This is a genomic window from Sideroxydans sp. CL21 (assembly GCF_902459525.1).
In the GTDB taxonomy this organism is placed as follows: domain Bacteria; phylum Pseudomonadota; class Gammaproteobacteria; order Burkholderiales; family Gallionellaceae; genus Sideroxyarcus.
In genome coordinates this window covers 655,072-681,793 of sequence record NZ_LR699166.1, presented here as the reverse complement: position 1 = coordinate 681,793, position 26,722 = coordinate 655,072, and the positions used below count along the sequence as shown (strand labels likewise).

At 59.1% G+C, this 26,722-nt stretch carries 23 protein-coding genes and 1 tRNA gene; 4 read left to right on the top strand and 20 right to left on the bottom strand.

Features of this window, described 5'->3' with window-relative positions:
- Positions 1-9 precede the first annotated feature (9 nt).
- Complete coding sequence (locus QOY30_RS03235) at positions 10-576, bottom strand: YfaZ family outer membrane protein (protein WP_283743198.1); 567 nt, start codon at positions 574-576, stop codon at positions 10-12.
- Between the two features lie 38 nt (positions 577-614).
- Positions 615-704 (bottom strand) — tRNA-Ser (locus tag QOY30_RS03230).
- Between the two features lie 198 nt (positions 705-902).
- Between QOY30_RS03230 and QOY30_RS03225 the strand changes: the two genes are divergently transcribed.
- Complete coding sequence (locus QOY30_RS03225; RefSeq protein WP_283743197.1) at positions 903-1,592, top strand: Bax inhibitor-1/YccA family protein; 690 nt, start codon at positions 903-905, stop codon at positions 1,590-1,592.
- A gap of 71 nt (positions 1,593-1,663) precedes the next feature.
- Here the strand turns inward: QOY30_RS03225 and QOY30_RS03220 are convergent, their stop codons facing one another.
- From QOY30_RS03220 to QOY30_RS03210, 3 genes are read right to left on the bottom strand one after another with little or no spacing between them, the layout of a single operon-like run.
- Entirely contained in the window at positions 1,664-3,295 is a 1,632-nt protein-coding gene (locus QOY30_RS03220; protein WP_283743196.1) for an acetate--CoA ligase, read from the bottom strand.
- Positions 3,296-3,303: 8 nt separating this feature from the next.
- Positions 3,304-4,449, bottom strand: a complete 1,146-nt coding sequence (locus tag QOY30_RS03215; RefSeq protein ID WP_283743195.1) for an HpcH/HpaI aldolase/citrate lyase family protein — start codon at positions 4,447-4,449, stop codon at positions 3,304-3,306.
- 53 nt (positions 4,450-4,502) lie between these two features.
- Positions 4,503-5,276, bottom strand: coding sequence for a GntR family transcriptional regulator (locus tag QOY30_RS03210; protein WP_283743194.1), 774 nt, complete (start codon positions 5,274-5,276; stop codon positions 4,503-4,505).
- Between the two features lie 141 nt (positions 5,277-5,417).
- Between QOY30_RS03210 and QOY30_RS03205 the strand changes: the two genes are divergently transcribed.
- The 3 genes from QOY30_RS03205 to QOY30_RS03195 are packed head-to-tail and all read left to right on the top strand — an operon-like array spanning position 5,418 to position 8,377.
- Positions 5,418-6,299, top strand: coding sequence for an HpcH/HpaI aldolase/citrate lyase family protein (locus QOY30_RS03205; RefSeq protein WP_283743193.1), 882 nt, complete (start codon positions 5,418-5,420; stop codon positions 6,297-6,299).
- Positions 6,292-7,374, top strand: a complete 1,083-nt coding sequence (locus QOY30_RS03200; protein WP_283743192.1) for a MaoC family dehydratase — start codon at positions 6,292-6,294, stop codon at positions 7,372-7,374. Before QOY30_RS03205 ends, QOY30_RS03200 begins: the two co-directional genes overlap by 8 nt.
- 10 nt (positions 7,375-7,384) lie before the next feature.
- Positions 7,385-8,377: an HpcH/HpaI aldolase/citrate lyase family protein gene (locus QOY30_RS03195; protein WP_283743191.1), complete on the top strand. Its 993-nt coding sequence runs from the start codon at positions 7,385-7,387 to the stop codon at positions 8,375-8,377.
- A 45-nt stretch (positions 8,378-8,422) separates the two neighbouring features.
- Here the strand turns inward: QOY30_RS03195 and QOY30_RS03190 are convergent, their stop codons facing one another.
- From QOY30_RS03190 to QOY30_RS03120, 15 genes are all read right to left on the bottom strand, one after another.
- Positions 8,423-10,606, bottom strand: coding sequence for a TonB-dependent receptor (locus QOY30_RS03190; RefSeq protein ID WP_283743190.1), 2,184 nt, complete (start codon positions 10,604-10,606; stop codon positions 8,423-8,425).
- 90 nt (positions 10,607-10,696) lie between these two features.
- On the bottom strand, positions 10,697-11,512 hold the full coding sequence (locus tag QOY30_RS03185) for a HoxN/HupN/NixA family nickel/cobalt transporter (protein WP_283743189.1): 816 nt from the start codon (positions 11,510-11,512) through the stop codon (positions 10,697-10,699).
- Between the two features lie 217 nt (positions 11,513-11,729).
- On the bottom strand, positions 11,730-13,073 hold the full coding sequence (locus QOY30_RS03180) for an ATP-binding protein (RefSeq protein ID WP_283743188.1): 1,344 nt from the start codon (positions 13,071-13,073) through the stop codon (positions 11,730-11,732).
- 11 nt (positions 13,074-13,084) lie between these two features.
- A complete protein-coding gene (nikR, locus tag QOY30_RS03175; protein WP_283743187.1) occupies positions 13,085-13,528 on the bottom strand; it encodes a nickel-responsive transcriptional regulator NikR in 444 nt (147 codons plus the stop codon).
- 12 nt (positions 13,529-13,540) lie between these two features.
- Entirely contained in the window at positions 13,541-14,989 is a 1,449-nt protein-coding gene (locus QOY30_RS03170; protein ID WP_283743186.1) for a nickel-dependent hydrogenase large subunit, read from the bottom strand.
- Positions 14,986-16,005, bottom strand: a complete 1,020-nt coding sequence (locus tag QOY30_RS03165) for an NADH-quinone oxidoreductase subunit B family protein (protein WP_283743185.1) — start codon at positions 16,003-16,005, stop codon at positions 14,986-14,988. Before QOY30_RS03165 ends, QOY30_RS03170 begins: the two co-directional genes overlap by 4 nt.
- 105 nt (positions 16,006-16,110) lie before the next feature.
- Positions 16,111-17,559, bottom strand: a complete 1,449-nt coding sequence (locus QOY30_RS03160) for a sigma-54-dependent transcriptional regulator (protein ID WP_283743184.1) — start codon at positions 17,557-17,559, stop codon at positions 16,111-16,113.
- 47 nt (positions 17,560-17,606) lie between these two features.
- Positions 17,607-19,313 carry a hydrogenase maturation protein gene (locus tag QOY30_RS03155; protein ID WP_283743183.1) on the bottom strand — a complete coding sequence of 569 codons (1,707 nt, stop codon included), beginning with the start codon at positions 19,311-19,313 and terminating at the stop codon, positions 17,607-17,609.
- Complete coding sequence (hypE, locus tag QOY30_RS03150; RefSeq protein WP_283743182.1) at positions 19,313-20,365, bottom strand: hydrogenase expression/formation protein HypE; 1,053 nt, start codon at positions 20,363-20,365, stop codon at positions 19,313-19,315. The genes QOY30_RS03155 and hypE overlap by 1 nt, the downstream gene beginning before the upstream one ends.
- Before the next feature lie 70 nt (positions 20,366-20,435).
- On the bottom strand, positions 20,436-21,575 hold the full coding sequence (hypD, locus tag QOY30_RS03145) for a hydrogenase formation protein HypD (protein ID WP_283746016.1): 1,140 nt from the start codon (positions 21,573-21,575) through the stop codon (positions 20,436-20,438).
- Between the two features lie 36 nt (positions 21,576-21,611).
- Positions 21,612-21,860, bottom strand: coding sequence for a HypC/HybG/HupF family hydrogenase formation chaperone (locus tag QOY30_RS03140; protein WP_283743181.1), 249 nt, complete (start codon positions 21,858-21,860; stop codon positions 21,612-21,614).
- Positions 21,861-21,863: 3 nt separating this feature from the next.
- Positions 21,864-24,233: a carbamoyltransferase HypF gene (gene hypF, locus QOY30_RS03135; RefSeq protein ID WP_283743180.1), complete on the bottom strand. Its 2,370-nt coding sequence runs from the start codon at positions 24,231-24,233 to the stop codon at positions 21,864-21,866.
- Positions 24,173-25,294 (bottom strand): hydrogenase nickel incorporation protein HypB, encoded by a 1,122-nt coding sequence (hypB, locus tag QOY30_RS18070; protein ID WP_502958679.1) that lies wholly within the window; start codon positions 25,292-25,294, stop codon positions 24,173-24,175. The genes hypF and hypB overlap by 61 nt, the downstream gene beginning before the upstream one ends.
- An 11-nt stretch (positions 25,295-25,305) precedes the next feature.
- Complete coding sequence (gene hypA, locus QOY30_RS03125) at positions 25,306-25,647, bottom strand: hydrogenase maturation nickel metallochaperone HypA (protein ID WP_283743179.1); 342 nt, start codon at positions 25,645-25,647, stop codon at positions 25,306-25,308.
- Positions 25,640-26,722: a nickel-dependent hydrogenase large subunit gene (locus QOY30_RS03120; RefSeq protein WP_283743178.1), complete on the bottom strand. Its 1,083-nt coding sequence runs from the start codon at positions 26,720-26,722 to the stop codon at positions 25,640-25,642. The genes hypA and QOY30_RS03120 overlap by 8 nt, the downstream gene beginning before the upstream one ends.

Below are 26,722 nucleotides of genomic sequence, written 5' to 3'. Positions count from 1 at the left end.
GATCGGCCATTAAAACGTGAACTGCACACCGGCGAGCACTCCGCTTACCAGAACCGCGTCCGCATTCGTTGCCTTTACCGTAAATACTGTTTTGCGATATCCGGCATAAACCTGAACCTGCGGAGAGACGGAGAACTCGGCGCGCGCGCCGTATTGCTGGAATTGCTTGGCATCGCCGAAAGTAATGATCTGGGGACCGTAATAGAATTCACCCGCAAATGCCAGACGGCGCTCGGCAGGTAGCTCATAGCGAACTTGCGCCCCCAGTGCGACTGCGGAAGTATTTTGCCTGCTTGGTGTTTCCCTGATCGTGGCAGCAACCGCTTTTGCGCCAATACCGATGGTTAGCCCCGGTACCTTAACCTCGTCATTCGCCACCAGCAGTCCCACACCGCCCATGACACTGTTGACATCGTTGTACAGCAAATCTGCATAAACCTCGGACTTGCCCGCAAGCGTGGTGGGAACACCGTACTTGAACTCGGCGGCATGATTACCCAGCCCAATGTCCATGGTATCCGCTGCGGCGATGGTAGTCACAGACATCAACGAGATTGCCAGAATTTTGCGCAACATAACTTTCACTCCCAAGAGATTACAAGATGATTCGAATTTGGCGGAGGCGGTGAGATTCGAACTCACGGAGGACTTTCATCCTCGCTAGTTTTCAAGACTAGTGCCTTCAACCGCTCGGCCACACCTCCAAAAACCTGCAAGGTGCCAACCTAAGGTTTTGGTTTCACTCGAAAGTTCCATTACCCGATAAATGGCTGGCACACAATGGCGCGCATGATACCTGAAATACCCCGTGTTCCCAAAGCACTAAGGTTGCAACTTTTACACTGCTTCTGTAGTCTCACTCCCGTAATTGAATCAGAACTGTCTTTTAAAGGAGCAACTCAATGCAATACGAAACCCCATCCGTACTACCAACCTCGGCGCAAGTAGCCGACCAGAACAAGGTTCTGCGCAACACTTACATGATGCTGGCGCTGACCATGATCCCGACGATCATCGGCGCTTTCGTTGGCACCTCGATCAACTTCTCGTTCATGGCGGGACACCCCATCATGGCCTCGTTGCTGATGTTCGGCACAATGATGGGGCTGCTGTTCGCCGTCACCGCCTTGCGCGACAGCGTTTGGGGTATCGTTGCCCTGCTCGGATTCACCTTTGTCGCAGGCGTATTTCTGGGCCCCATCCTGCAAGTAGCGCTGCACCTGAAGAACGGCGCACAACTTATCGGCCTGGCAGCAGGCGGAACCAGTGTGATTTTCTTTTCACTGGCCACCATTGCCACTACGACGAAGAAGGACTTCAGCTTCATGGGCAAGTTCCTGTTCATCGGATTAATCCTGCTCATCGTGGCTTCGCTGGCGAACATGTTCTTCCAGATTCCTGCGTTGTCGCTGACTATTTCCGCAATCGCAGTCATGATCTTCTCGGCCTACATTCTTTTCGACGTAAGCCGGATCGTTCAGGGCGGGGAAACCAACTACGTGATGGCAACGTTGTCTCTGTATCTGGACATCTACAACCTGTTCATCAACCTGCTGAGCCTGCTGATGGCCTTCAGCGGCGAACGGGATTAATTAGCAGACCGCAAAAAAGGCGACCGTCTGGTCGCCTTTTTTTTGGCCTGCGCTCCTGCAAAGGTGAAACGTCAACGCAGAGTGGATTTTGAAATCGCGATTGCCGGATTCACATCCCGGCGCAATATCTTTCCGTTCTTTGTACGGGGAAAGTCCTTAGCAAGATAGATGGTCTTGGGTGCCTTGTATGCCGCCAGATGTTCACGCCCGAAGGCCAGCAGTTCGTCTGCCGTCGTTTTGCTGTCCGGCTGCATGATCACATAAGCCACCACCAGCACCTTGTCCTTCTCGATTTCCTCACCGACTGATGCGCAATCGGCAACGGAGGGATGAGACTTCAGCACGCGCTCGATCTCGTACGGAGAAACGCGGTAACCAAAACTCTTGATGATGTCGTCACGCCGCCCCAGGAACCAGATGTAGCCGTCTTCATCGTAACGAGCATAGTCGCCGGTGAAAAAGAAGCCGTCATGCCGCAGCTTGGTCGTTTCCTCCGGCAGGTTCCAGTAATTCAGGAACAGCCCGGGGTCGTCATCCGGCACGCAGATCATGCCCTCTTCGCCAGCCGCAACCGGTTGCAAGGTCTCCGGATTCAGCAGTTGTATCTTGTGGCCGGGTTGCGGAAATCCAGCAGATCCCGGGCGTATCGGCTGCGACTTGGTCTGGCACAGATAGTAGGAAAACTCCGACATGCCGACCGCCTCATAGATGTCCACACCGAAGCGCTCGCGCCATTGCGTCAATACCTCATCCGACAGATGCTCGCCCGCACTCATGCAGTGGCGCAGGCTGGGAACATCCGCTTTCGTGAAATCGCTCTTCTGCACGATCTGGCGGTAGATGGTCGGTACACCGACAAAGATGGTCGCCGAATGTTTCTTGATCAGGCGCGGCCAGGTGTTCGAGTCGTTCTTTCCCTCGTGCACGATCACCGTCTTGCCCAGGTACAGGGGATCCATCAACCCCGAGCCCAGCACATAGGTCCAGTTGAACTTGCCCGAATGCATGATGCGATCGCCTTCCTTGGCAAAATCGAACCAGTAAGTAGATGCCGGCGTGCGACCGATCAAGGCGCGGTGCGCGTGCAAAACACCCTTGGGATATCCGGTGGTGCCCGAGGTGTAAACCAGATAAGCCGGATCGTTGACTTTGGTTGGATATGGCGGCTCACATTTTTGTATTCCCGCCAGCGCCGAATCCAGGTCCTGCACATCCAGTCCTTCGACTTTCTGCACTTCGCCCGGACCGGACAGCAAGACATGGCGCAGATTGACTGCATCATGCAGTTGGTCCTTGAGAGTAGCCCAAGCCGCCTTGTCGGTCACCAGCACTGCAGCTCCCGAGTCCTGCGCGAGATAGACCACCTCTTCGCCAGTCAGCAGGGTAGATGTCGGCACAGAAATGGCGCCGCATTTCATCGCGCCCAGAAATGCGGTTGGATAATCCAGTGAGTTGGGAAGCCGGATCAGGATGCGTTCGCCGGGGCCAACCCCGAGATTACGCAGAATCTGGGCGAAACGGCTGGTGCGCTCGGCCAGCTGCGAGAACGTGATTTGCGACGTGCCCAGTTTGTCGTCTTCCACGATCATCGCGATGTTTTCCGCGGCAGGCGTATTCAGATGTGCGTCGGTACAGGCGACACCGATGTTGAAATGCTCGGGGATTTGCCATACCCAGGGGGCGAACGGTTTGAAATTTGACATGGTTACTCCTACAAAATTACGCCGTATGGCCAGTTTTCGCGAATGACTTGTGCGGGCATCAGCTGCAGCACCGTCATGGCAAACTCGGTATCCGCGGGTGTGAGTGCGCGCAGTGCGTGTGCCCGCAGCAGTGTCTGCAAGGCCTTGCCGAACATGGGCGGATCCAGCATCTCGCCTTCGAACTTGATGGCACCTCCCAGCAGCGCATCCGCCTCGATGGCTGCCTTCAGTATCCGGATCTTTTGCGAGACCTCCGTAGGCGACGGGGTGTACGCCACCTTGCACAGATGGATATGCGCCGGATGAATGACCTGCTTCCCGGTCAGACCGTTTGCCGCTTCCTGGCAGGCATGCTTGTAGACAATGTGCGATTCATTCTCGCCGTGCAGGTCCAGCCAGCGCCGCACGTCGTGCGGCTCGACGAAGTTCTCCGGCATGCTGCTGGAGCCGATCAGCGTTTCCACCCCGCCGATCACGCCTTTACCGGCGATACGCGCCTCGAACATGATCTGGTTGAGAAAGTATTTAAGCTCTTCGGTCCAGTGCTCGGGCGTGATCTGGATACCCATTGCTTTTGAAAAATCGTGAATGCCAAACACCACATGCTTGACCGTGCTGTATTGCATCAGGTCGGGCGCAATCTTGAGCGATTTGGGATGCTCGATGATGGGCTGTATGCTGATCGGATGATTCAGGCCCACCAGAAAATTGGACAAGTCCCGAACCTCGGGCGCGCCGTAAGCCTCTCCCGCCTTGGCCAGCATCACCACATCGATATGCTCGGCCAGGTCCTTGACCAGTTTCATGTCAAGTTCGTACTCTTCGGTGCGGAAAGGATTCACCCGGATGGCAATGGCGACTTCATGCCTGCGTTTGAACTTGGGCAATTCCTGCCTGAGCAAAGTCCGGCTCATTTCCTTCTGGCGGCAACCGTCTTCCAGGTCGAAGATCAGGGTATGCGCGTGCGTCTGGTGCGCATGCTTCTTCATGCGCTGCGCCGCCGCCTCGAGGTCTTCGTAGATGCCCAGCGAAGGCGCATATTTGACCGGCGGATAGTACAACTGGATCCCTGGCCAGAAGCCGCCCAGCACACTTGCGTCCGCACTGCCGGACGAGCCCTTGTCGGCGATATGCTCGTTTTGATTTTTTACCATGATCCCTCCTCAGCCTCTATTTCACTACACCGGACATCCCAATCCGGCCATTCCTACTCAAGGTGATTCAAATAATAATGATCATCCGTCAGACATAGCCCCAGGCGCCATTCCATCGGCTTGTCGCCATAGGTATAGGACACGCGCTCTATGCTCAGCAGCGGCGTTCCGGATTTGAGATTCAGCGCCGCTGCAACATCCGCATCCGCTCCCACAGCAGTCAGTCGCTCCTCGGACCTCACCATATGTATACCCAGCAGCGTTTCGTACATGCGGTACATCGAACCGTTGAAAGCCTCGATCCGTTCGGTGTTAATTCCCTTGAACGCTGCGGCAGGAAGAATGATGCGATCCAGAATCTGCGGTTTGCCTGAAAACAGCAACAGCCTCTTGATCTCTATCACCGCACTGCCGGTCTTGATATCCAGCAACCGCGCAATATTGGCCGGAGCCTTGGCGCGCTCGCAGCTCAACAACTTGTTATCCAGCAACTCGTTGCTGCCGTCGGCCGCCACCAACCGCAGGAACCTGAGTTTCACGGTCTCCTCGGAGTGGGTTGCCACATAGGTACCCTTGCCCTGGCGCCGCACCACGATGTTTTCCGCCGCCAGCTCGTCTATCGCCTTCCTGACCGTCCCCTGACTCACCCCGAACCGTGCCGCCAATTCCATCTCGCTGGGAATGGCAGCCCCGGGGCCCCACTCGCCCGAGATCAGGCTTTGCGTGATGAGCGCCTTGATTTGCTGGTACAACGGCTGAAATATCGGAGATCCCATTGCTTCGTTCCTGTCGGTGCCGGTCATCATTAGGTAGGGGGAATTTATCATGCCAATTTCCCTTAATCAAGTGTTATATATCTTATATAAGACATAAGAATTTTGTTGACACTGAATTTTGCCCCCGATAGAATCAACTGACGATTTCTTGATAACGATTAAATAAAACATGACACTTCAAGAGGGGGAATCATGAACAAGCACTTTCGACCGCGCCGCTCCATGCTGTATGTGCCGGGTTGCAATACGCGCTACCTGGAAAAGGCGAAGGGCCTGCCGGCGGATTCCGTCATCCTGGATCTGGGTGATCCGATATTGATTGCCGCCAAGGAAGACTCCCGACGCAATGTCGTGAACGCCGTCAAACAGGGCGGATACGGCGCACGCGAGGTGGTTATCCGCGTCAACGATCTGGAGTCCCCCTGGGGACATGAAGACATCAAGGCCGTCGCAAAGATAGGCGCCGACGCGATCCTTTTCACCAATATCGAGGGGCGAGACGATGTGCTGACCGCGCTTGAAGCTCTGGATCAGGCAGGCGGCAAAGATACGCCGGTGATGGTGATGATAGAAAGTCCCCTGGCAGTCCTGCATGCCGAAGAAATCGCCAGTGCATCGGATCGCATCGCGTGCATGATCATGGCCACGTCCGACCTGATCTCGCAGATGCATGCCCACAGCACGAAAGACCGCTTTCCTTTGCTGACCAGCCTCTCCATGGTGATCCTGGCGGCCAAAGCCTATAACCGCGGCGTGGTAGACGGCATCAACAGCCATATCAAGAATATGGAAGCCTTCGAGTATGCGTGCCGACTGGGCCGGGACATGGGTTTCGACGGCAAGTCGCTGGTGCATCCTTTGCAGCTCACCTATGCCAACGACGCCTTCACCCCCAAGACGGCCGAAGTGAACACGGCCAGGGAAATCATCAGCGCGTTGTCTGCAGCCAATGCCGCAGGACGCGGCACGGTAGTCGTGAACGACCGCCTGGTGGAACACCACCACGTCAAGGCCGCCCAGCGCCTGTTGAACCTGAGTGAAATGATCGCAAAACTGGAAAGTTCATATGTCTAAACAGACCAACAAACAGGAGCCTGGTCGCGGCAACTTTTTTGAAGACTTTCATGTCGGCCAGGTGTTCCGCCACGCAACGCCTCGGACCGTCACGGAAGGCGATTGCGCTTTCTACATCGCGCTCACCGGGAGCCGCCATATCCTGCACTGCGCGCAACCGGTGGCGCATGCCATGGGATATCGCGATCGCACCGTGGACGATTTGCTGGCGTTCCACATCGCCTTCGGCAAAACGGTACCGGATATCTCGGTCAATGCCGTGGCCAATCTGGGTTATGCCGATGTGCGTTTTCTGTCGCCCGTCTATCCCGGCGACACCCTGAGCACTTCGTCCACGGTCATCGGGCTCAAGCAGAATTCCAGCGGCAATAATGGTGTGGTCTATGTACATTCGGTATCGCGCAACCAAAGCCACGAACCCGTGCTGGAATGGAAGCGCTGGGTGATGGTGCACAAGCAGGACATCACTCGCCCCGCTCCGGCGACAGTCATTCCAGAACTGCCTGCCGTCGTTCCCGTCGAGCGCTTGCACGTACCCGCATTCGTGGACTGTCGCCAATTCGAAACAGCATTGACGGGCGGTCAACGACTATGGGATGACTACGAACCGGGCGAACGCATCAACCACCCGGCGGGGATGACGGTGGATGATAGCGATCACACCCTGGCCACCAAGCTCTACCAGAACAATGCGCGCCTGCATTTCGACGCCCAGATGATGAAGGACACGCCATTCGGTCGTCGCCTCATGTACGGCGGTCACGTCATCTCGATTTGCCGCGCGCTGTCCTACGACGGACTGGAAAATGCAATGTGCGTCGCAGCCATCAATGCCGGCACCCATAGCAATCCGAGTTTTGGCGGCGACACCTTCTATACCTGGACGGAAGTGCTGGAGCGCTGGGAATTACCCGGTAAAAAAGGCATCGGCGCTTTGCGTCTGCGCATGGTCGGCCTGAAGAACCTGCCAGCCAGGGAATTGCCCGACACCCATATCGAGCAGAACGGCAAGAAGGTCTACCACCCCAACGTCGTGCTCGATCTCGATTACACAATCTTAATGCCGCGCAGATAAGGAAAACATCATGTCAACATCCGTACATCCAAACCAGGCCCTTTTCGGGGGAGAGAAACCGTTCCCCGTCATTCCCAGCTGCGAGCATTTCGCGGGCAGCGAAAAACTCATACTCAAAGCGCTCGCATTGCAGGACACCCTGGGACCGATCTTCGACATCACCTGTGATTGCGAAGACGGCGCCGCGGCAGGACAGGAACGCGAACACGCGGAGATGATCGTCCGCGTCCTTAATTCCGATGCCAACAAGCATCGCATGGCGGGCGCGCGCATACACGACTACACACATGCTTCATGGAAGCAGGATGTGGATATCCTGGTGGGGGGCGCCGGTAAAATGCTGGCCTACATCACCATCCCCAAGTCCACTCGTGCGGCGCAGACCGCAGAGATGATCGCCTACATCCAGAAGGTCGCGGCTGCCCGCGGCATCAGCCGCGAGATCCCCGTCCATGCACTGATCGAGACGCACGGTGCCCTGCACGATGCCTACGAGATCGCAGCACTGCCCTGGGTGCAGGTGCTGGATTTCGGGCTGATGGATTTCGTCAGCGGTCACCACGGAGCCATTCCCGCCACAGCCATGCGCAGCCCGGGACAGTTCGAGCATCGCCTGCTGGCGCGCGCCAAGGCCGAAGTGGTCGCCGCCGCATTGGCACATGGCGTAGTACCCGCACACAATGTCACGCTGGACCTGAAGAATGCCGAGACCACATTCTCCGATGCCAGCCGCGCACGCAACGAATTTGGCTTCATGCGCATGTGGAGCATCTATCCGACGCAGATCCAAGCGATCGTGGACGCGATGAAACCGGATTACCACGAGGTGACGGATGCGAGCAACATCCTGCTCGCCGCGCAAGCGGCCGGATGGGGACCCATACAGTACGATGGCGAATTGCATGATCGCGCCACCTACCGCTATTTCTGGGAAGTGCTGCAAAAGGCGAAACTCACCCGGGTCGAGATACCTGCCCAAGCGGATGCCGCATTTTTCAGTTAAGGGCGGGAGAGGGGCCGGGAGCAACCCGGCCAGCATCCTGCTGCCTCAGAGCCTGAGTTCCAAAGTCACCCGCAATTGACGCGGCTCTCCCGGATGCACCGTGATTCCGCTCGGCACCACTGGACTCGTGGGTGATACCCGATAATCCTGCTGATAGGCGATATCGTAGTACTGGCGGTTGAACAGATTGAGTGCGTCCAGCGAGACTGCCATGCGCGAAGAAATCTCGCGCTGCACCCTCACATTGGTCACGATCACCGAGGGCGCCGTCAGACTGCCATCCTGGGCGAGGGTATATTGCCCAATGTATCGGGTTTCGACTCCCACCATCCAGGGGCCAGCATCGCGGATCGCGGCCCTGAGCAGCGCAACCTTGCTCACCGCATTCGGAATCAGGTCTCCGGCGGCACCGTTGTCATTCATGATTGCATAGCGCGCATGGGTCCAGGCAAGATCTGCATCGATGAGCAGCCAACGATTGGCATTCCAGCGATTGTTCCACTCCACCCCGGTGCGCTTGCTTGCGCCGTTCGGTGTCGTGCTGCCGATCGCAGAGTCGGCCGCATAGACGATCTCCGAATCGCTATCCAGACTCCAGAATGCAACCGAACTTTGTATACCCTCGATCATTTCCGTGCGCGCCCCGATTTCCTTGCCTGTACTGCCAACCAGGGCCGGCACCCCAGTCGCGGGCACACCGGTAGTCGGGTCTACCCTGTCGATCACGCCACGCGCATCGTTGCTATGAAATCCCTTGCCGGCATTGAAGAACAATTCCGTCCGCTGCCAGGGGCCAAAGATCGCCGAGAACTTGGGCGAAGGACGGGAACCTCCGGCTGTGCCCGAATTCTGCGACTGCACATACGAAGTCATGTCCATGGAAACGGCATCTTCGCGAAATCCAACCAGGATGCGTATCCAGCTGGCCCAATAGGTAGTGTTTTGCAGATACAGGCCGGTCAGGGTCTCTCCAACCCGGTTGTTGCTTACTGCTGCAAAAGGTATGCGTGCCTGCGTGTTCTGCAGGCTGACGTTTATGTTGTCGTGGCGCAACTGCAGGCCCAGTTCTGTAAACGAATCGTGTTCCAGCAGGCCATGGTTCCATCCCCTGACCGCCTGCCCGCCAACGATGTTCCGGTCTTCCGCCTGTTCGAACTGGTCGCCTGTTGCCGGACGCAATTCGAAAAATGTGAAGTTCGACCAAAGTTGCAGATGGTAATGTTCAATGAAGGTGGACAACTTCGTATACCCCGCGGAATCGCTGCTGCGCCATTCCCCAGAAGCGATATCCCGGCTGGAATTTCCGCCGTCGGTGGGATCCAATGCCGAATAGCGTCCCAACTGCCCCGAAGCGATCAAATCCAGCGGCACTTGGTCAGTTGAATTCCACTTCGCATCGTAATGGATCGCATTGAGCGACCATCCGTTTGTGGCACCGCCACCGCTGAGACGCAACAGAGCATTGGTCTTGTGCATATCCTCGTTGACCGCCCACGGACCGTTGTTGCTCATGAGCTCCACTGCGCCAAGCAGGGTCGGGCCGGTTTTGTTGAGTGAAGATGTATTCTGGGAATCCCGACCTTGTGGCGCCAACACCGTCGACCCCGCCATAAGCACGCGCCGGTAGCCATAGGCTCCGACGGTCATGTCCGCAAAATTGTGATCAAGACTGTTCCGGTATTTGATGTCTGCGGAACCGGCTGACGAAAAATCGCTGTTGTCGGCGAAATACGGGCCTTTGCGGTAATCGATGCGTTCCACCAGCTCCGGGATCAGGAAATTCACGTCGGAATAGCCCTGACCATGGGCATTGGTGGGCATGTTCGTCGGCACGCCGTCAACGTTGGTGGCGAAATCGGAGCCATGGTCCAGGTTATATCCGCGCAAAAAGTACTGGTTGGCCTTGCCGTCGCCCGAGTGCTGGGTGACCACCATACCCGGCACGGTCTCCAGCACCTCGCCCGGCCTGAGCAGAGGAATGTCCTGCAATAACTTGCCGCGGATGACGCCTTGGGAAGCGGCATCGGAGGTTCCGATCGCATTGTCGTAATGCCCTATGACCGTCACCTCAGGCAGTGCATTAATCGTTTCGGATCGGGATAACGATGATTTCCTGTGATCGGCCTGGTCATTTACCGTAACCTCAGGCGGTTCATTACTGCCCGGATCAGCCGCGAGAACATCCGCCGCAACAGCAATCGAAATCAATATGCAAATGAGCTGCTTCATGAACATCCGGGACTACTTGCAAGTACGAAATGGAATTCCCCATGACAGACGCCATCAGGCCCCAGGGAGATTCCTCTGCGGGAATACGGGTCAGGCTGTAGCGAACACGCGCTGTTGCGCGTAGCGCGCGAACAGGAAGCAGACAGCGACCACGACGACGATGGACACGCCAATGAACAACTCGCGCCCGTCCTGCCACGCTGCCGCTTGCGGGAAGAACCTGCGCGACAACCCCAAACCAGCCACCGCCAGGCTGAGCAGGGCCACGGTGACGCCCATGACGCGCGAAGCGGCACGCGCCGTCGCATCGGCACGCTGCAACAGGTGGGATATCCACAAGCCGTTTGCCGCGTCGGTCAGCATCATGCCGAACATGAAACAGACCGCCAGCAGCAAAGCCTGGAGCATGCCGCCGTATTGCGTGGCCGTGGCCGAAAACAAGGCAGCCTGCGAAAGCGTGTCGAAAGAGAATGCAAACAGTGCGCCCACCAGCGCGATCATCGCCGGATGCCCCGCATGCCTGAGTTTGCCCAGCCAGCGCCCTTTGATGCCCACCATCCGCACCATTTCGTGCGAGGGGGTCGTCAGCACGGCATGCAGATTCAGCGCCCCCAGCAACAGCAGGAAGAACGCCGACACCCAGGCACCGACATCATCCATCCATGCCGGCACCGCACCATGCTGGAACAGATAACCGGTTGCAACGGCCACGATGCACACCACGCAGCCGTGCCCCACCGAGAACAGGAAACCGCACAAGCGCGCCAGTCCGTGGCGACCGGCTGCCGCATTGAACCGCGTCAATCCATCGATGGTGGCAAGGTGGTCGGCATCCATGCCGTGCTTCATGCCCAGCACGAAAGCCAGTGCGACCAAGGGAAGAATGCTGCCGTGTATCGATTCCATAACACCCCCGTAAGAAGAATTTATATATTCTCTTAACAAGAATTATGCCAACAATCAAAAGAATCGATAGCTGCTAACAGGTATTCATTTCGACACTGCAACCTGCTAATTTATAATAAAAATAAGCTGACGAATAAGCGGGTTGCCGAGTGCAGGAACTGCAACAATCAGATCTGCCCAGATTTTGCGCAAGAACGCTGGAACTCGGCTTATCGCTTTATTTCCGGTTTGAATGCGGCAAGCACAGCTTGAACTCAGCGCCACCATCCGCGGCATTGCTCACCGACAGCAGCCCGCCGTGACGCTCGATGATGCCGTAGCTGATTGACAACCCCAGCCCGGTGCCTTTTCCGACAGGTTTGGTGGTGTAGAACGGATCGAATATCTTGCCCATCGCTTGATCCGAGATTCCCGGTCCGTTGTCGCGGAACAAGATGCAGATACCTTCCCCGTCCATCCTGGCAGTAATGGTCAGCATCGGGTCGGGCAGGCTCTCCGTGGCATCCGACGCGTTCTGCACGAGGTTGGTAATGACCTGCTGTATCTGCCCGGGCGAACCATAAAACGGCATTTCTTTCGGCACGTCGATCACAACACGGAAGTTCGTCGGCGCTGCACGTGTCACCCAGTGCACGGTGCGCTCGATGGTTTCGGCCAGGTTGAACTCGATATTCTCGTCGCGATCCGCCGCGGAGAACCGTTTCAGGCCGTCCACGATGTCGCGCGTACGTTCCGCACCTTCCACCGCACCCGTCAACAACGGCGCCAAGTCGTCCAGAATATGGTCGATGCGCAACTCGGCCCGCAACTTCTCCAGCTCTTCACTCGGTGCGCCGATGTGTATCGCATCCAGATAACGCTTGAAACGCGGCGTGTAGCGCTGCATCGCGTGCATGTTGCCCAGCACGAAGCTGATCGGGTTGTTCAGTTCGTGCGCCACCCCCGCCACCAGCTTGCCCAGCGATGCCATCTTCTCGGATTGCAGCAGTTGCTGCTGGGTGCGCTTGAGCTGGTCGTGCGCTTCGCGCAACTTGTGATAGGCACGCCGCAACTCGCCCAGAGGTCGTCCGGTGATCACCACGCCCAGCAGCTTCTGGGTGGCGGAGAGGCGCGGCGTGAAATTGAGCGCGACGGGCGTTGCGTTGCCCTCGCGCGTGCGGAATTGCAATTCCACATCGTTCGCCGGCTCGGTCGTCAAACTTGAGATCACGCTTTTTGCGGTCGCGCAGTCGTTCTCGTCCGCAAACAGCGAAGACAGTTTCGCACCCTTCAGTTCCTGCTCTGTCTTGCCGGTAAACGCGAGCAGCGCATGATTCACTTCTTCGATCACGCCGTTGCGGTCGCACACCAACAGCAGATCGGACATCGACGTCAGTATGCTGAATATAAACTGTTGCGACTCTTCCAGTTCCGAGTTCTTCTGCTCCAGCACGACCTCGTATTGCAGCAGTTCGTTGTACACCTCGTCCATGGAACGCACGACATCTATCCAGGCCGATTCCGAAAATGTATCCAACTCATTCGGCAATGGAAGTCTGCTTGGTGTCTGACGTGTCGTCATCGCTTATTCCCTCATGTCCTGGGGTGGCTGTGGACATGCCTATGCCCTGCATCCACATCGACGGGAACGAGGTTCACCTGCCCGTGCCGCACACCGCGCTCGGCGATCAATGTATCCGCGAAGCGCCGCACTGTTCCCGTCGCCCCGCGCAGCATCACCGTTTCCAGGCAATTGTCGTGATCGAGATGGACATGTGTAGCCGCCACGACCAGGTCGTGATGATGATGCTGAAGCTCAGTCAGACGCTCGGCCAGATCCCGCTCGTGGTGGTTGTACACATAGGACAGGCTGGCGACACAGAACGGCGCCTGGGATTCCTGCAAGCGCAGTGCGTCCAGCTTGCCGCACAGCATATCGCGCACCGCCTCGGAGCGGTTCAGGTAACCGCGCTCACGGATCAGACGGTCGAATTCGCTGGCCAGTTTTTCATCCAGCGAGATGGTGAAGCGTTCCATGAGTTCCCCCGGTTAATGTACGGTGCACACCATGCACGGATCGAACGACCGAACCACATGCTGCACTGCCAGCGGCGCGGCATTACCGCCCTCGTCCGCTTCCAGGCCGACCAGCGCCTGTTCCAGCGCACCCGGCTCGCCCGCCGCATCACGCGGGGAAAAGTTCCACGTCGTGGGCGCGATGATCTGGTAATTGTGGATTTTTCCGTTGCGCACATCCAGCCAGTGCCCGAGGCCGCCGCGCGCAGCTTCGATCAGGCCGATCCCGCGCACATTTTCTATCTCAAGGGCAGGCAGACAGTACGCATCACCGGGCAGGAACTGGCGCAACCATGTCTCCATGACCGGCAACACCAAAGCAAGTTCCAGCATGCGCGCCACCACTCTGGCGGTCACGCTGGCACCGTGGCGTCCCACCATATCGCGTATCAGGGGGTGTCCCGCCACCATCTGTCGAGCCAATGCTCCCGTCTCCACCACCTGCCCCGACAATCGCGGCGCCTTGCACCATGAATACGCCTCTTCCTTGTCCGGCTGCGGCAGGGTAAATCCTTCGCTCGGATGCAGGGAGTGATCGCCCGCCATCCAGCTACAGGTCACATCTTCGCGTATCGCGCCGATGTCCAGTGCCTGCAACTGGTCGTCCGCCCAGAGTCCCGCCGGAAACAACGCAGCCTCGCCGTCGGAATAGGCACCGTAACTGATGAATCGATCCGTGGCCCTGCCGATATGCTGCAATCCCAAGTCGCGCGCGATGTTCAAGAAGCGCGGGAAGTCGGCACGCTTCGCGCGCGGTTTCATCCATTTGTATAGTGCGGCTTCGGAATCCAGAGAAGTCACGGCTTCCAGCCTGTCGCCGAACAAAGTCTGTTCCAGGAATCCGCGAAACTCCGCCAGCAGGATCTTCAAACGCAATTTTTCCGCTTCCTCGAGCGCGCGCGTCGAGCCCCCGGGTTGCAGGGACAGTGTGTGCGGCCACCTGCCCGCGAGATAGCCCATCACGTTCATGAATTTGGCGCGCACCGGCAATGCATCCGCGGAGGCTGAGCCTGTCACCGACTTGAAGCGCGCTTGCGCATCGGCGAACCAGGGACGGTCGCCATAGCCGTCGCGCGCAAAGTCCGGCATGAAGAACAGATAGAAATGACTCAGGTGATCGGCCAGATTCTCCGCAGCCAGGGTAAGGTTGGCCGCCAGACGGCCATTGACCGGCGGCTGTATCCCCATGCATTGCGCCAGCGCCTGTGCGGCGGCAGCGGATTGCGCCACCGAGCATATCCCGCAGATGCGCGGCACGAAGACCAGCGCATCGAGCGGATGCTTGTCCGCGAGTATCTGCTCGAAGCCCCGGTACATGGGCGAATTCACATAAGCGGCGCGAACTCGCCCCGACTCGATGTCCAGCGTCACTTCCAGATCACCCTCGACGCGATTGAAAGGCCCGATGATGCGACGGCTCATTTCAGGCCCGTCCTCTTGTTTGCTGGCGTGACCACCTGATGGTCGGCGACCGCATTCTCCTTGACGCGCTTCGGCGTGGCCGACTTGGACAGCGCCGCCAGCGCCACGAACCACGCCTTTGGCATGTCAGTCGGCAAGCCGATCGGAATACCCGCGATCTTGGGCGTCACACCGAACGCATGACCCGGTTCCTCGAAACCCGGCTCGGTACAGGCGATGCAGGCATAGCCGCCGCGCGTGCACGAGCCCTCGCCGTTCCACAGGCGGATATTGCAATCGGCATGCACCTGCGTGCCCTTGCATCCCATGTGCTCCATCATGCAGCCCAGATCGGATGGTTTGCAGGCGCTGGCCTTGAACTCATAGAATTCATTGCGAGTACAACCGTGATGTACCAGATGATCCGAGAATAGGCGTGGGCGACGGAACGCATCCAGATTCTCCTCGTACATCTCGCCCTGGGCGACCGCAAGCAGGGTCTCGATCACCCAGTTGGGATGGGTCGGACAGCCTGCGATATTAATCACCGGCAAGCCGGCCGCCGCCCTGTATTCCTCGCCGAGCAGACCGCCTTGCGCTTCCCCGTCGTACTGCAGGCCGCAGGCGTCCGCAGGATTAATCCCGGCTGCCGTCACGCCACCAAAGGCAGCGCAGCTGCCGACTGCCACAGTGTGCTGCGCGACCTTGGCCAGGCGTTCGATCATGCTCATCATCGAAACACTGCCAGTCCTGCGGTGGAAGCCTCCACTTCCGAACGGCCCCTTCAACACCGAACCTTCGAGGCAGAGTATGTCCAGCCGTGTTGCCCCACTCGCGCATGCCTCGATGATAGCCATTGCCTCGTCTGCACTTTGTTCGGACAAGGATGGATGCCACAACAGATTGATGCCGAATCCTCGCAGAGTATCGAACAGATTGCGGCAATCCGCATTCAAAAGCGACAAGGTGCAGCCGCCGCAACCGCCAGACTGCAACCAGAGCAGGTTGAGCGGCTCGTGTTGAAAATTGTCTCTCACGATTGTCCTTTCTGCTGCTTGCGGGAGATAACCAGCGACTTGCCCGCTTGCGCGCTTAGTCGAATGACCAGTAGCCCCATCAGAGTTATAGAGAGGAAAGTAATGTCATTCTCCCTTCTTCTCCAGCCCGTATCGCGCCAGCTTACTGCGCAGGCCGACGCGCGACAGCCCGAGTTCGGTCGCGGCACGTGTCTTGTTCCAGCGGTGCCGGATCAGACTTTCGCGCAGCACGCGCGCCTCCAGCGCTTCCATCCTGTCCTTGAGACTGCCGTCCAGCCCAGCGAGTATGCTCATGTCCTGCACCTGCTCTTCCGGCGCCGCGCGCAGCACCTTGGGCGAAAACAGATGCGCGCCTATGTGTTCGGCATCACACAGCAATATGGCGCGCAATATCTCGTTCTGCATCTCGCGCACGTTGCCCGGCCACTGGTAATTGCACATGCAGTCCAGTGCTTCCGGCGTGAATCCCTGTATCGTCTTGCCCATGGCTGGCGCGGCTTCGCGCAGCAGGGAGAGCGCGATCAATGGTGTATCCATCTTGCGCTCGCGCAGAGCCGGCATCGGCAACAGGAACTGCGTCAACCGGTAATACAGGTCTTCGCGGAAACGTCCCTTGCGTACTTCCTCATCCAGGTCGCGGTTGGTTGCCGACAGGACGCGCACGTCGATCTTACGCGAACGCGAACTACCGACAGGGCGTATCTCGCCTTCCTGCAGCACGCGCAGCAACTTGACCTGGAACGAAGGCGAGGTGTCGCCGATCTCGTCCAGGAATATCGTGCCACCATCGGCCTGCTCGAACAGGCCGATCCGGTCCTCAAACGCGCCGGTGAAACTGCCGCGCTTGTGTCCGAACAGTTCGGATTCCAGTAACTGGTCCGACATTGCGCCGCAGTTCTCGATGACAAAGGCACGCGTCGCCCGCGGGCTGGAATAGTGGATGGCGCGACCCAGCAATTCCTTGCCGGAGCCGGATTCGCCAGAGATATGCACGGCTATGTCGCTGCTGGCGACCCGCGCCGCCAGCTCGATGACCTGGTTCATCGGACTGGATTCCGCGCGTACGATGCGCGAAAACTCATAGTGGTTGCGCAGCTTCTCGTGCTTTGCCGCCACACGCTTCTGCAACACCGGCTGCATGGTGTGCAACTCCAAGTTCATACGGTTGCTCTGTTGCTGCAGGTCGTACAGCTGCGCAGCCGCGCGCACGTTCAGCAGCAGCGACTCGGGATGCCAAGGCTTAAGGATGTACTGGTAAATACCGGCATCGTTGATACCCGCGATGATGTCCTCGACATCGGTGTAACCGGAAATGATTATCCGTACCACATCCGGCCAGCGTTCGCGAACCTCTTTCAGGAAATCGATCCCGGTCACGCCGGGCATGCGATGATCGCACAGCACGACGCTTATCCGTTCCCGCTCCATCACCGCGCGTCCCTCCTCGGTGCTCGATACGGTCAATACATTGAACTCCTCGTCCAGGGTACGGCGTATCGACTCCTGCGAGCGTAGCTCATCGTCGATGACCAGGACGGTGGTTTGATTAGCCATAAATCAGTAGCCTCTTTCTATATCCGGTCGTTGTTGCGATTGTCCCGTCATGCACACTCCCTTACTGACGACGACAATTCACGATGCCCTGCGAGATGACGCGGCGTAAAGGCGTGCGCAACCTTGTAAACGAAAAAATGTCGTGCGTAATGATAACTGGGGTCGAAGCCATAAAAATTGCGGCGCATCTCGTTCAATTCAGCAGCACGATACTCGGCCAGCGGTTTCTTCGCCTCATCCCACGCACGTCGTGCGCATTTATCGGCCAGAAGCTTGGTATATTCTGGCGATGCTGCCATTTCAAACGCCATGTGTTTTACTCTGGCTCGAAATGCAACTGGATCGTCGGCGAAACAGGCATCGATTAGTCTTTCCTGCACGGCGCCAGCAGCCGAAATAGGCAAGCGGCTTTGCATGATGGCCTGCGCACGTTCCTTACCTACTCGTGCCGGTAACAAGTAGGTCCAGTATTCGGAACCGTACAGATTCCCCATATTTCTGTAGTGTGGATTGAGTACCACCGACTGCCGCGCCCACACCTGATCCGCTGCCAACGCAAGGAAACATCCGCCCGCACCGGCATTGCCTTGCATCACGGCCACAGTGAGCTTGTCGGTGGTAAGCAATATTTCCAGCGCCAGATCGTCCATTGCCTCGATATTGCGCATCGATTCGTCGGCCGGGCTATCGGCGGCCTCGATGCGATTGAGATGTATGCCGTTGGACCAGAAATCCTCGCCGCCCATCAGCACCAGCACGCGAGTCGGCCGCCTGCACGCATCCAGATAGGCAAGGCGCAACGCCGAACACTGTTCAGTGGACATCGCGCCGTTGTAAAAATCGAAATGCAGGAAACCGGTGCTGCCGTGTTCTTCGTAACGTATCTCTCCCGGCACGGAACGTGCCAGTGACGGCAGAGCCGCAGCTTCCGTGGCGAAAGCCACGGCCGCGGGCAACTTGAATCCGGGATCGTGTTCGGGTCTGCGCACATGGCCGATCCAGACCGCGCCGTCCGCGGTGGCGCGCAGCAAGGCATCGCCGCAACGCCCGAGCACTTCACCCGCCGCACCTTTGTATCCGGTTTCGGCACGCGCATCGAACAGGTGACACGGCTGGCCGAACAGCATGTCCTTTACGCCCGGACAGCCGTCGGCTGCATTCAGCTTGCGCAGCACGGTGAGGGTATCGTCGTGCCGCCAATCAATGGCGCGCTGCACCTGCTTGATGGGAGGGCGTTCGACGCCAAGCACCGGTGTTTTAAGCTCGTGCAGCGGAGTGGGCTTCCAGCTGCCGCGCACATAATCCGGATAATGCACCAGCGCCTCCAGCACGCCGCGCACGGCCGCATCGGCCACCACCCCGCGATACAGGCTGGATTTTTTTTCGGCATGCATGGCGAAGGTCTGCGCCGACCAGATGTCGCCGCCATCCATCACGGCATTGGCCTGCAACACGGTCACACCCCATTCCGCGACGCCTTCCTGTAACGCCCAGTCCAGCGACGACGGGCCACGGTCTCCGACGATACCCGGATGCACGATCAGACACACGTGCCGCGACCAGATCGAGGCGGGGATGGCGCGTTTCAGGAACGGCGCGACGATCACATCCGGCCGCCATAGAGCCACTGCCTCCTCCGCCACCGAATCTGCGATATCGAGTTCAACACTGACTTCGTGGCCGCACGCCCTCAATTCAAGCCACAGACGCTGGGAGAGGCTATTGAACGAGTGGGTCAGCAGCAGGATGCGCATCAGCAGATTCGCGGTAACTGTTCGCCAGCCAGCCAGTCCACATTGCGGCGGCCGCCGAAGGCCGTTTTCATCTGGACGAAATGATGCGAATCGGCATGCGCCGAGCCGATGATGGCCGCGTCGCCGGCCAGCGGGTGCGCCCGCATCACGGCCAGCAGGCGTTCGGCATCGGCTGCCGCGCAGATCGCGATCAATTTGCCTTCGTTGGCGACATACAAAGGATCGAGCCCGAGGAATTCGCACGCGGCCGCCACCACCGGCTTCACCGGAATGGCTTCCTCGTTGATCATCAGGCCGACGGAAGACTGTTTGGCGATCTCGTTCAGCGTCGTGGCCAATCCCCCTCGCGTGGGATCGCGCAGGCAGCGGATACCTGCGCCGCTTTCAAGCATGGCGGCGATCAGGCCGTGCAAGGCGGCGGTGTCCGATTCGATGGGGACGTCAAAGGCCAGGTTTTCGCGCCGGCTCATGATCGCCATACCGTGATCGCCGATATCGCCGGAGAGCAGTATGGCATCGCCGGGCCGCACGTTGGCACCGGACAGTTCCACCCCATCCGCCACCACGCCCACGCCCGTGGTGGTTATGAACACACCGTCGGCCTTGCCTTGCTCGACCACCTTGGTATCGCCGGTCACCACCGGCACACCCGCCTCCCGCGCCGCCGCCGCCATGGACTGCACAATGCGCTGCAGGTCGGCCAGCGGGAATCCTTCTTCCAGGATGAAAGAAGCGGCCAGGTAGAGCGGCTTCGCCCCCATCACCGCCACATCATTGATCGTGCCGTGCACTGACAGACACCCGATATCGCCGCCGGGAAAGAACAAGGGCGACACCACATGCGCATCGGTCGCCATCACTAGGCGTCCCTGTGCCAGCGGCAACAATGCACCGTCATTGCCCTGACGCAGATATTCGTTATCGAAAGCGGTGGCAAACATTTCTTCGATCAACTGCGCCATTGCCCGCCCGCCGCTGCCGTGGCTCATATCCACTCGCCCGTTCTTGATGTCCAGTCCGCGCACGTAACCTTTTTTTACTTCACCATTCATAATTTATTCTGTTCATTCGTTTAGATTAGTGCGTAGGGTGGGCACAGAAACGTGCCCACCCTAAAATAGCTCATTTCGAAACCAACTCCATATCCTTGAATCTTCCGTAGCTGTAATGCGCGGCGCAGGCACCTTCCGACGACACCATGCACGAACCCAACGGGTTCTCTGGCGTGCACACCGTGCCGAATACTTTGCAGTCCTGCGGTTTTTTCACGCCGCGCAGGATCGCCCCGCATTCGCAGGCCTTGTTGTCGGCCACCGGCTTGTAGCCGATGCCATAGCGCGTTTCCGCATCAAACAGCGCATAAGCCGGACGTATCTTTAGCGCGGAATACGGCACCTCGCCCAGGCCGCGCCATTCGAAACTGCGCCGCAGTTCCAGCACCTCCGACACCATGGCCTGCGCCTTCACGTTGCCCTCGCGCGTGACGGCGCGCGTGAACTCGTTCTCCACTTCGGCGCGGCCCTGGTTGATCTGGCGGATCAGCATCAGGATGGCCTGCAACACGTCCAGCGGTTCGAAACCCGCGATCACTACCGGCTTGCGATACTCGTGGGCGAAATGTTCGTACGGCTGGCTGCCGATCACCACGCTCACATGCGCCGGCCCGATGAAGCCGTCCAGCGGCACGGTCCCGTACTGGCGCACTTCCGGCGATTGCAAAATGTGCGTGATCGCTGCCGGAGTCAGTACGTGATTGCACAGCACGCTGAAGTTGGCGATTCCTTCTTCCCTGGCCTGCTTGATGATCAAGGCGGTCGGCGGCGTTGTGGTTTCGAAGCCGATGGCAAAGAACACCACTTCGCGCTGCGGATTCTCGCGCGCGATCTTCAATGCGTCCTGCGGTGAATAGATCATGCGCACATCGCCGCCGCGCGCCTTGGCCCGCATCAGCGAAAGATTGTCGGAAGCCGGCACGCGTAGGGTATCGGCATAAGTGCACAGGATCACGCCCTGCTCCAGTGCGAGGCGGATCGCCTGGTCGACGCGCCCGATGGGGAGCACGCATACCGGGCACCCCGGGCCGTGGATCAAGTGCACATTGGCGGGCAACAAGTCGGCGATGCCGTAACGCGAGATCGCGTGGGTGTGCCCCCCGCAGAATTCCATGAAGTTGTAGCTTTTGCCGCCCGCCGCTTCGCGCAGGATGTTGGCGACGATGTTCCTGGCCAGTTCGCCATCGCGGAATTCGTCGACGTATTTCATGCTATTTTTGGTGTGAGTCTGCCCGATGTTCATGCGTCAACCTCCTGCCAGCTCGGCACGCAGCTCGTCCAGCTGCCCCATCTCGGCGAACATCTCGAGCGTGCGTTCGGCTTCCTCCTGATCCAGCTTTTGCAGGGCATATCCGACATGCACGATGACGTAGTCACCGACCCCGGCGTCATCCACCAGCGCCAGCGATATCTCCTTGCGGACTCCGCCCAGGTTGACGATGGCGTTGCCCGGAGTCGTCAGCTCTTCGATGCGGGCGGGTATGGCGAGACACATGATTCAGGCTCCTTTGTTGATACGTTGCAGGGCGATACTGGCTTGCCCGAATGAGATTGCACCGTCGTTGGGCGGCAATTGCTGCGCTGTCAGCACGTGCAAGTCCTGCTCCGACAAACTTTCGATCAACGCTTGCGACAACAGATTATTGAGGAAACAACCGCCCCCCAGCGCGACATGGGCGATGCCGGAGCGACCGGCGGCGCGCTGCACCCATGCGCATAGACCGGCGGCCAGCGTGGCATGGAACAGGGCAGCGCCGTAGGCGGCGTCCTTGCAGTCGGCAAGGGCGGCCAGCAGCGGATGGAAATCCAGATCGTTCTGCGCGGTGTGGATATAACCGAGGGCCAGCGGATCAGTCTTGCCGTGGCGCTCGGCGAGCCCCTCCAGCAGCATCGCCGCCTGGCCTTCGTAGCCCTGCACCTCGCACACCCCCAGCAGGCCGGCCGCCGCATCGAACCAGCGTCCCATGCTGCTGGTGGGGACGCAATTCAGGCCGCGCTGCAGCATGTCCGTCACGATCCCGGCACCCGCCTGTTGCGGGAAACGGCGAGCGATCTCGTCGGCACGATTCATGTCAAACAACGCCGCAGCCGCCATGCGCCAGGGTTCGCGCGCGGCCCGGTCGCCGCCGGGCAAAGTCAATGGAGAGAGATGTCCCAGGCGTTCGCATTGAGCGCCCGTCACCTGCAACAACTCCCCGCCCCATGCACCGCCGTCCGTCCCCAATCCCACCCCATCCAGCGCCAAGCCGAGCACAGGCTCGGTGACGCGATGCTCGGCGCAGATGGCCGCGATATGCGCGTGGTGATGCTGCACGGCGATCAGCGGCAGGTTGCGCCGCGCCGCATAGGATTGCGCGAACTGCGTGCTGTAAAAATCGGGATGCAGGTCGTGTGCCACGGCTTGTGGCTGCACATCGAGTATGTCGCACAGGTAGGCGACAGTCTCGTCCAGCATCTGTCGCGTGCCCGCATGATCGAGGTCGCCGATGTGCTGCGACACGAAGGCCTCGTCGCCGCGCGTAAGACATATGGTGTTCTTCAGCCATGCCCCGCAGGCCAGCACTGACGGGCCCGAGAACGGCAGTTTGATGCGGCGCGGCGTGTAGCCGCGGGCACGGCGCACAAAAGTTGGTGCCTTGCCCTGCCACTTCATCACGCTGTCGTCGCAGCGATGCAGGATGTCGCGGTCATGCGTGAGGAAGGCATCTGTCAGGCCGGATAGCGACTCGCGTGCTTCTTCATCGTCTTTCACCAGGGGTTCGCCGCCGGGATTGGCGCTGGTCATCACCAGTGCCAGCGGCGTCGCCTGATGCAGCCAGTCCGTACCCTCGGGTTTGCCGAGCAACTCGTGGAACAGCAGGTAATGCAGTGGCGTGTAGGGCAGCATCAAACCGATGCTGGACAAACCGGGCGCGATACCGTGCAACTCCGCATTGCAGATCGAGGATTGCCGCAGCAATACGATGGGGCGTTCGCTCGTCTCCAGCAATGCCCCGTCCTGTTCGCGGAAATGCGCATAATGCCGGGCAGACCGCGAATTCAGAACCATCACCGCGAACGGCTTCTCTTCACGCTGTTTGCCGCCGCGCAACATGGCCACCGCCGGAGCATTGCGCGCATCGCACACCAGGTGGAATCCGCCGATGCCCTTGATCGCGACCACCAGCCCGGCCCCGATACGAACGGCGGTTGCGGCGAGAGGATCGGCGCTTGCAACGGGCTGCCAGTGAGCATCGAACAGGCTCAGACGCGGGCCGCATTCGTTGCAGGCATTGGGTTGCGCGTGAAAGCGGCGCGTGGTGGGCGTATCGTATTCGCGTTGGCATGCGGGGCATTGTGTGAACTTCGCCATGCTCGTGTTGGCGCGGTCATACGGCAAATGTGCAGTCAGCGTGTAGCGCGGGCCGCAGTGGATACAGTTGATGAAGGGATGTCGGTAGCGCCGGTTGGCGGGATCGAACAATTCAGCCAGGCATTCGGGGCAGATCGCCATGTCCGGTGCGATGCCGGTCAGCACCTTGCCCTCCCGGCTCTCCGCGATACTGAAACCCTGCAACCCCGTGATCACATGCGCCAGATCATGTGTGACCTTCTCCACCCGCGCCAGCACCGGCGGTTCGTTCTGCAGGCACTCAATCAGGCGCATCACCTTCGGACGCTCGCCCTCGACCGCGATCTCCACCCCTTCGCTGTCGTTGCGCACCCAGCCCGCGAGCCCAAGTTCATGCGCAAGCTTGTAGACGAAGGGGCGGAAACCTACACCCTGCACTTGTCCGGTGACTCTGATTTGCGCGTGGACCATTGCTTTCAATCTTCCTGTTTTGCTGCCACCGCTTGCTTGCACCCCGTCCTGATCCAGTCCAGCCATTCCTCCATGCCCTCGCCGCTGGTGGCCGAGATGCGTATCACCCGGATGTCCGGATTGACGCGGCGTGCATTGGCCACGGCCAGGTCGGCATCGAACGTCAGGTAGGGCAGCAGATCGCATTTGTTCAGCAGCATCAGGTCGGCGGCGCGGAACATGTCGGGATATTTGAGCGGCTTGTCCTCGCCCTCGGTCACGGAAAGGATCGCGACCTTGTGTGCCTCGCCGAGATCGAAACTGGCGGGACATACCAGGTTGCCGACGTTCTCGATCAGCAGCAGGCTGTCATCGCGCAATTTGAGTTGGTGCATGGCACGCCCGACCATATATGCATCCAGGTGGCAGCCTTTGCCGGTGTTGATCTGCAACGCGGGCGCGCCGGTGGCGCGGATGCGCGCGGCATCGTTGTCGGTTTGCTGGTCGCCTTCGATGACGGCGAGCGGCAGGCTGCCGTTCAGTGCGCCGATACTCTTCACCAGCAGCGTGGTCTTGCCGGAACCGGGGCTAGACACCAGATTCAGCGCGAAGATGCCGTGCTCGGCAAGATAGCCGCGATTCTCTTCGGCATAGCCGTCATTCTTGGACAAGATGTCGCGCTCGATCTTCACCATGCGCGACTGGCTCATGCCTGGAGCGTGCGCGCCGGCCGGGCCGAGGCCGTAGTGCACCGCGGGGATTGAAGGATTGCCCTTCCCGTTTGCCCCCTCGCCCGCTCGCGGGAGAGGGTTGGGGAGAGGGCTGCCGTGCGTATGACTGGGCCCATGGTCATGGTCGTGATCATGCCCGTGCGTATGCTCGTGCCCATGGTCATGATCGTGCATATGCTGATACGCAGTGCCGTCTGCATGCAGGTGATAATGCATATGTTTGCCGGTCGACTCCAGCGCGGGATCAAGTTCGCGATGGAGATTTTGATCATGGTCATGCGAGTGGTCGTGATCGTGGGCGGTGCCGTCGGCATGCACATGGAAATGTCCGCCGTGACCGTGTCCATGCTCATGATGCTCCACGGCCTGGCCGTCGATGGTCGTTTCTCCTGCGCCGCAGCCGCATACGTTACACATTGATATACTCCTTATTCCACTTCGAGTTCTTTGACCCGCATTTCATTCCCGCCGGTCACCTGCACCTGATGGCTGCCGCACTTGGGGCAGGCGTCGTACAGGACCCGTACATTCACGACTTCGGCACAATGCAGGCACCACGCCTGACCCGGTATCTCGATGACCACCAACTGTGCACCTTGCGCAATGCTATCGTTCACTACCGCTTCGAAACAGAACTTCATCGCCTCGACTTCCACACCCGCCAACTGGCCGATCTCCAGCCAAACCGTTTTGACACGGCTGAAACTCTGCGTCTTTGCCGAATCTTCTATGAGTTGCAACACTCCCTCAGCCAGCGACATCTCATGCATGGTGAATCTCCACTTCGTAAGCCACGCAGGGATCGAGCGACAACGCCGCGACATGCGCCAATTGCTGCAAACGCTCCGGGTCGCGCTCTTTCAATCCGCGCATATCCCGGGCATATGGACCGTCGGGATGGAAATTCCACTCCGTGGGCGCCACAATCGCATAATCCGCCACCAAATCCCCCTCGAGACGCACATGATGCATCAGCAACCCGCGTGCCGTGCGCACAACTGCAATACCGATATTAGCTTCCGGACTGGCCGCATCCAGTCGCGGTGCGGAAGTCCCGCTTGCCATCGCTATCACATCGATCACCCTGGCCAGCAAGCGCGACAACACTTTCGACCTGCTCTGTTGCCACACATCATGCAGCAGGCCGTCGTCTGCGTAGTAAGTCCACGCACCCGTTTCCGCGGTATCTCCCAGCCAGTCCGGACAGGCGGAAAAATCCATATCCCATCTTCCCTCACATGCACGGCCCGCCTCTGCAGCCGTCCACGCGGGCAGCAACCTGCTATCGGATACCTTATGCCTGCCGCGCTCCAGTTCGTCCAGCCTGGACAGCACTTGTGCCGACGGACTATGCACCTTGAGTGACCATGTTTGCAACGCCTGATAGTCACCCAGTGCACGCCATTCCGCCACCGGCATTTCCAGACAATCGCGCTCGAATTCACGCAGGAACACGTCCATGCCGATCTCGCCCGCGCCGATCTTGCGCAGCAGCGCATACCACCCAGCAAAGCGCTGTTCCTGCCGCGGCAGACCCATCAACTTCGTCCAGTCGAGCATCAGGCGCCACAGGTGTTCCTGCATGGCCTCGCACACGATCATGTGTTCCACCGTTGCAGAGGCAGCACCACTGCCCTGCTGTGCCGCCTGCAAAGCCGCGTTGGCAGCCGCACCCTGCGCCCTGCCGCACACGCTGAAAAGCAATGGAACGATCCTGGCGACCTGCTCAGGCGTCTTGCCTTTTAATATTTGCGCCGCCATCGGGCGCGTGGAACGGATATCGATCGTGCTGACCGTATCGCCATCCCAGAACACGCCCAGCGTCAATTTGCCGACATCATCCAA

Bases quoted from the DNA above. Each gene is read 5' to 3' on its own strand.
- hypB (WP_502958679.1), bottom strand. From the start codon at position 25,294: ATGTGTAACGTATGCGGCTGCGGCGCAGGAGAAACGACCATCGACGGC.
- QOY30_RS03220 (WP_283743196.1), bottom strand. From the start codon at position 3,295: ATGTCAAATTTCAAACCGTTCGCCCCCTGGGTATGGCAAATCCCCGAG.
- QOY30_RS03200 (WP_283743192.1), top strand. From the start codon at position 6,292: ATGTCTAAACAGACCAACAAACAGGAGCCTGGTCGCGGCAACTTTTTT.
- hypE (WP_283743182.1), bottom strand. From the start codon at position 20,365: ATGAATGGTGAAGTAAAAAAAGGTTACGTGCGCGGACTGGACATCAAG.
- hypD (WP_283746016.1), bottom strand. From the start codon at position 21,575: ATGAAATACGTCGACGAATTCCGCGATGGCGAACTGGCCAGGAACATC.
- hypA (WP_283743179.1), bottom strand. From the start codon at position 25,647: ATGCATGAGATGTCGCTGGCTGAGGGAGTGTTGCAACTCATAGAAGAT.
- QOY30_RS03190 (WP_283743190.1), bottom strand. From the start codon at position 10,606: ATGAAGCAGCTCATTTGCATATTGATTTCGATTGCTGTTGCGGCGGAT.
- QOY30_RS03235 (WP_283743198.1), bottom strand. From the start codon at position 576: ATGTTGCGCAAAATTCTGGCAATCTCGTTGATGTCTGTGACTACCATC.
- QOY30_RS03225 (WP_283743197.1), top strand. From the start codon at position 903: ATGCAATACGAAACCCCATCCGTACTACCAACCTCGGCGCAAGTAGCC.
- QOY30_RS03155 (WP_283743183.1), bottom strand. From the start codon at position 19,313: ATGCGCATCCTGCTGCTGACCCACTCGTTCAATAGCCTCTCCCAGCGT.
- QOY30_RS03195 (WP_283743191.1), top strand. From the start codon at position 7,385: ATGTCAACATCCGTACATCCAAACCAGGCCCTTTTCGGGGGAGAGAAA.
- QOY30_RS03160 (WP_283743184.1), bottom strand. From the start codon at position 17,559: ATGGCTAATCAAACCACCGTCCTGGTCATCGACGATGAGCTACGCTCG.
- QOY30_RS03185 (WP_283743189.1), bottom strand. From the start codon at position 11,512: ATGGAATCGATACACGGCAGCATTCTTCCCTTGGTCGCACTGGCTTTC.
- nikR (WP_283743187.1), bottom strand. From the start codon at position 13,528: ATGGAACGCTTCACCATCTCGCTGGATGAAAAACTGGCCAGCGAATTC.
- QOY30_RS03140 (WP_283743181.1), bottom strand. From the start codon at position 21,860: ATGTGTCTCGCCATACCCGCCCGCATCGAAGAGCTGACGACTCCGGGC.
- QOY30_RS03205 (WP_283743193.1), top strand. From the start codon at position 5,418: ATGAACAAGCACTTTCGACCGCGCCGCTCCATGCTGTATGTGCCGGGT.
- QOY30_RS03210 (WP_283743194.1), bottom strand. From the start codon at position 5,276: ATGATAAATTCCCCCTACCTAATGATGACCGGCACCGACAGGAACGAA.
- hypF (WP_283743180.1), bottom strand. From the start codon at position 24,233: ATGGCTGGACTGGATCAGGACGGGGTGCAAGCAAGCGGTGGCAGCAAA.
- QOY30_RS03170 (WP_283743186.1), bottom strand. From the start codon at position 14,989: ATGAGCCGTCGCATCATCGGGCCTTTCAATCGCGTCGAGGGTGATCTG.
- QOY30_RS03180 (WP_283743188.1), bottom strand. From the start codon at position 13,073: ATGACGACACGTCAGACACCAAGCAGACTTCCATTGCCGAATGAGTTG.
- QOY30_RS03215 (WP_283743195.1), bottom strand. From the start codon at position 4,449: ATGGTAAAAAATCAAAACGAGCATATCGCCGACAAGGGCTCGTCCGGC.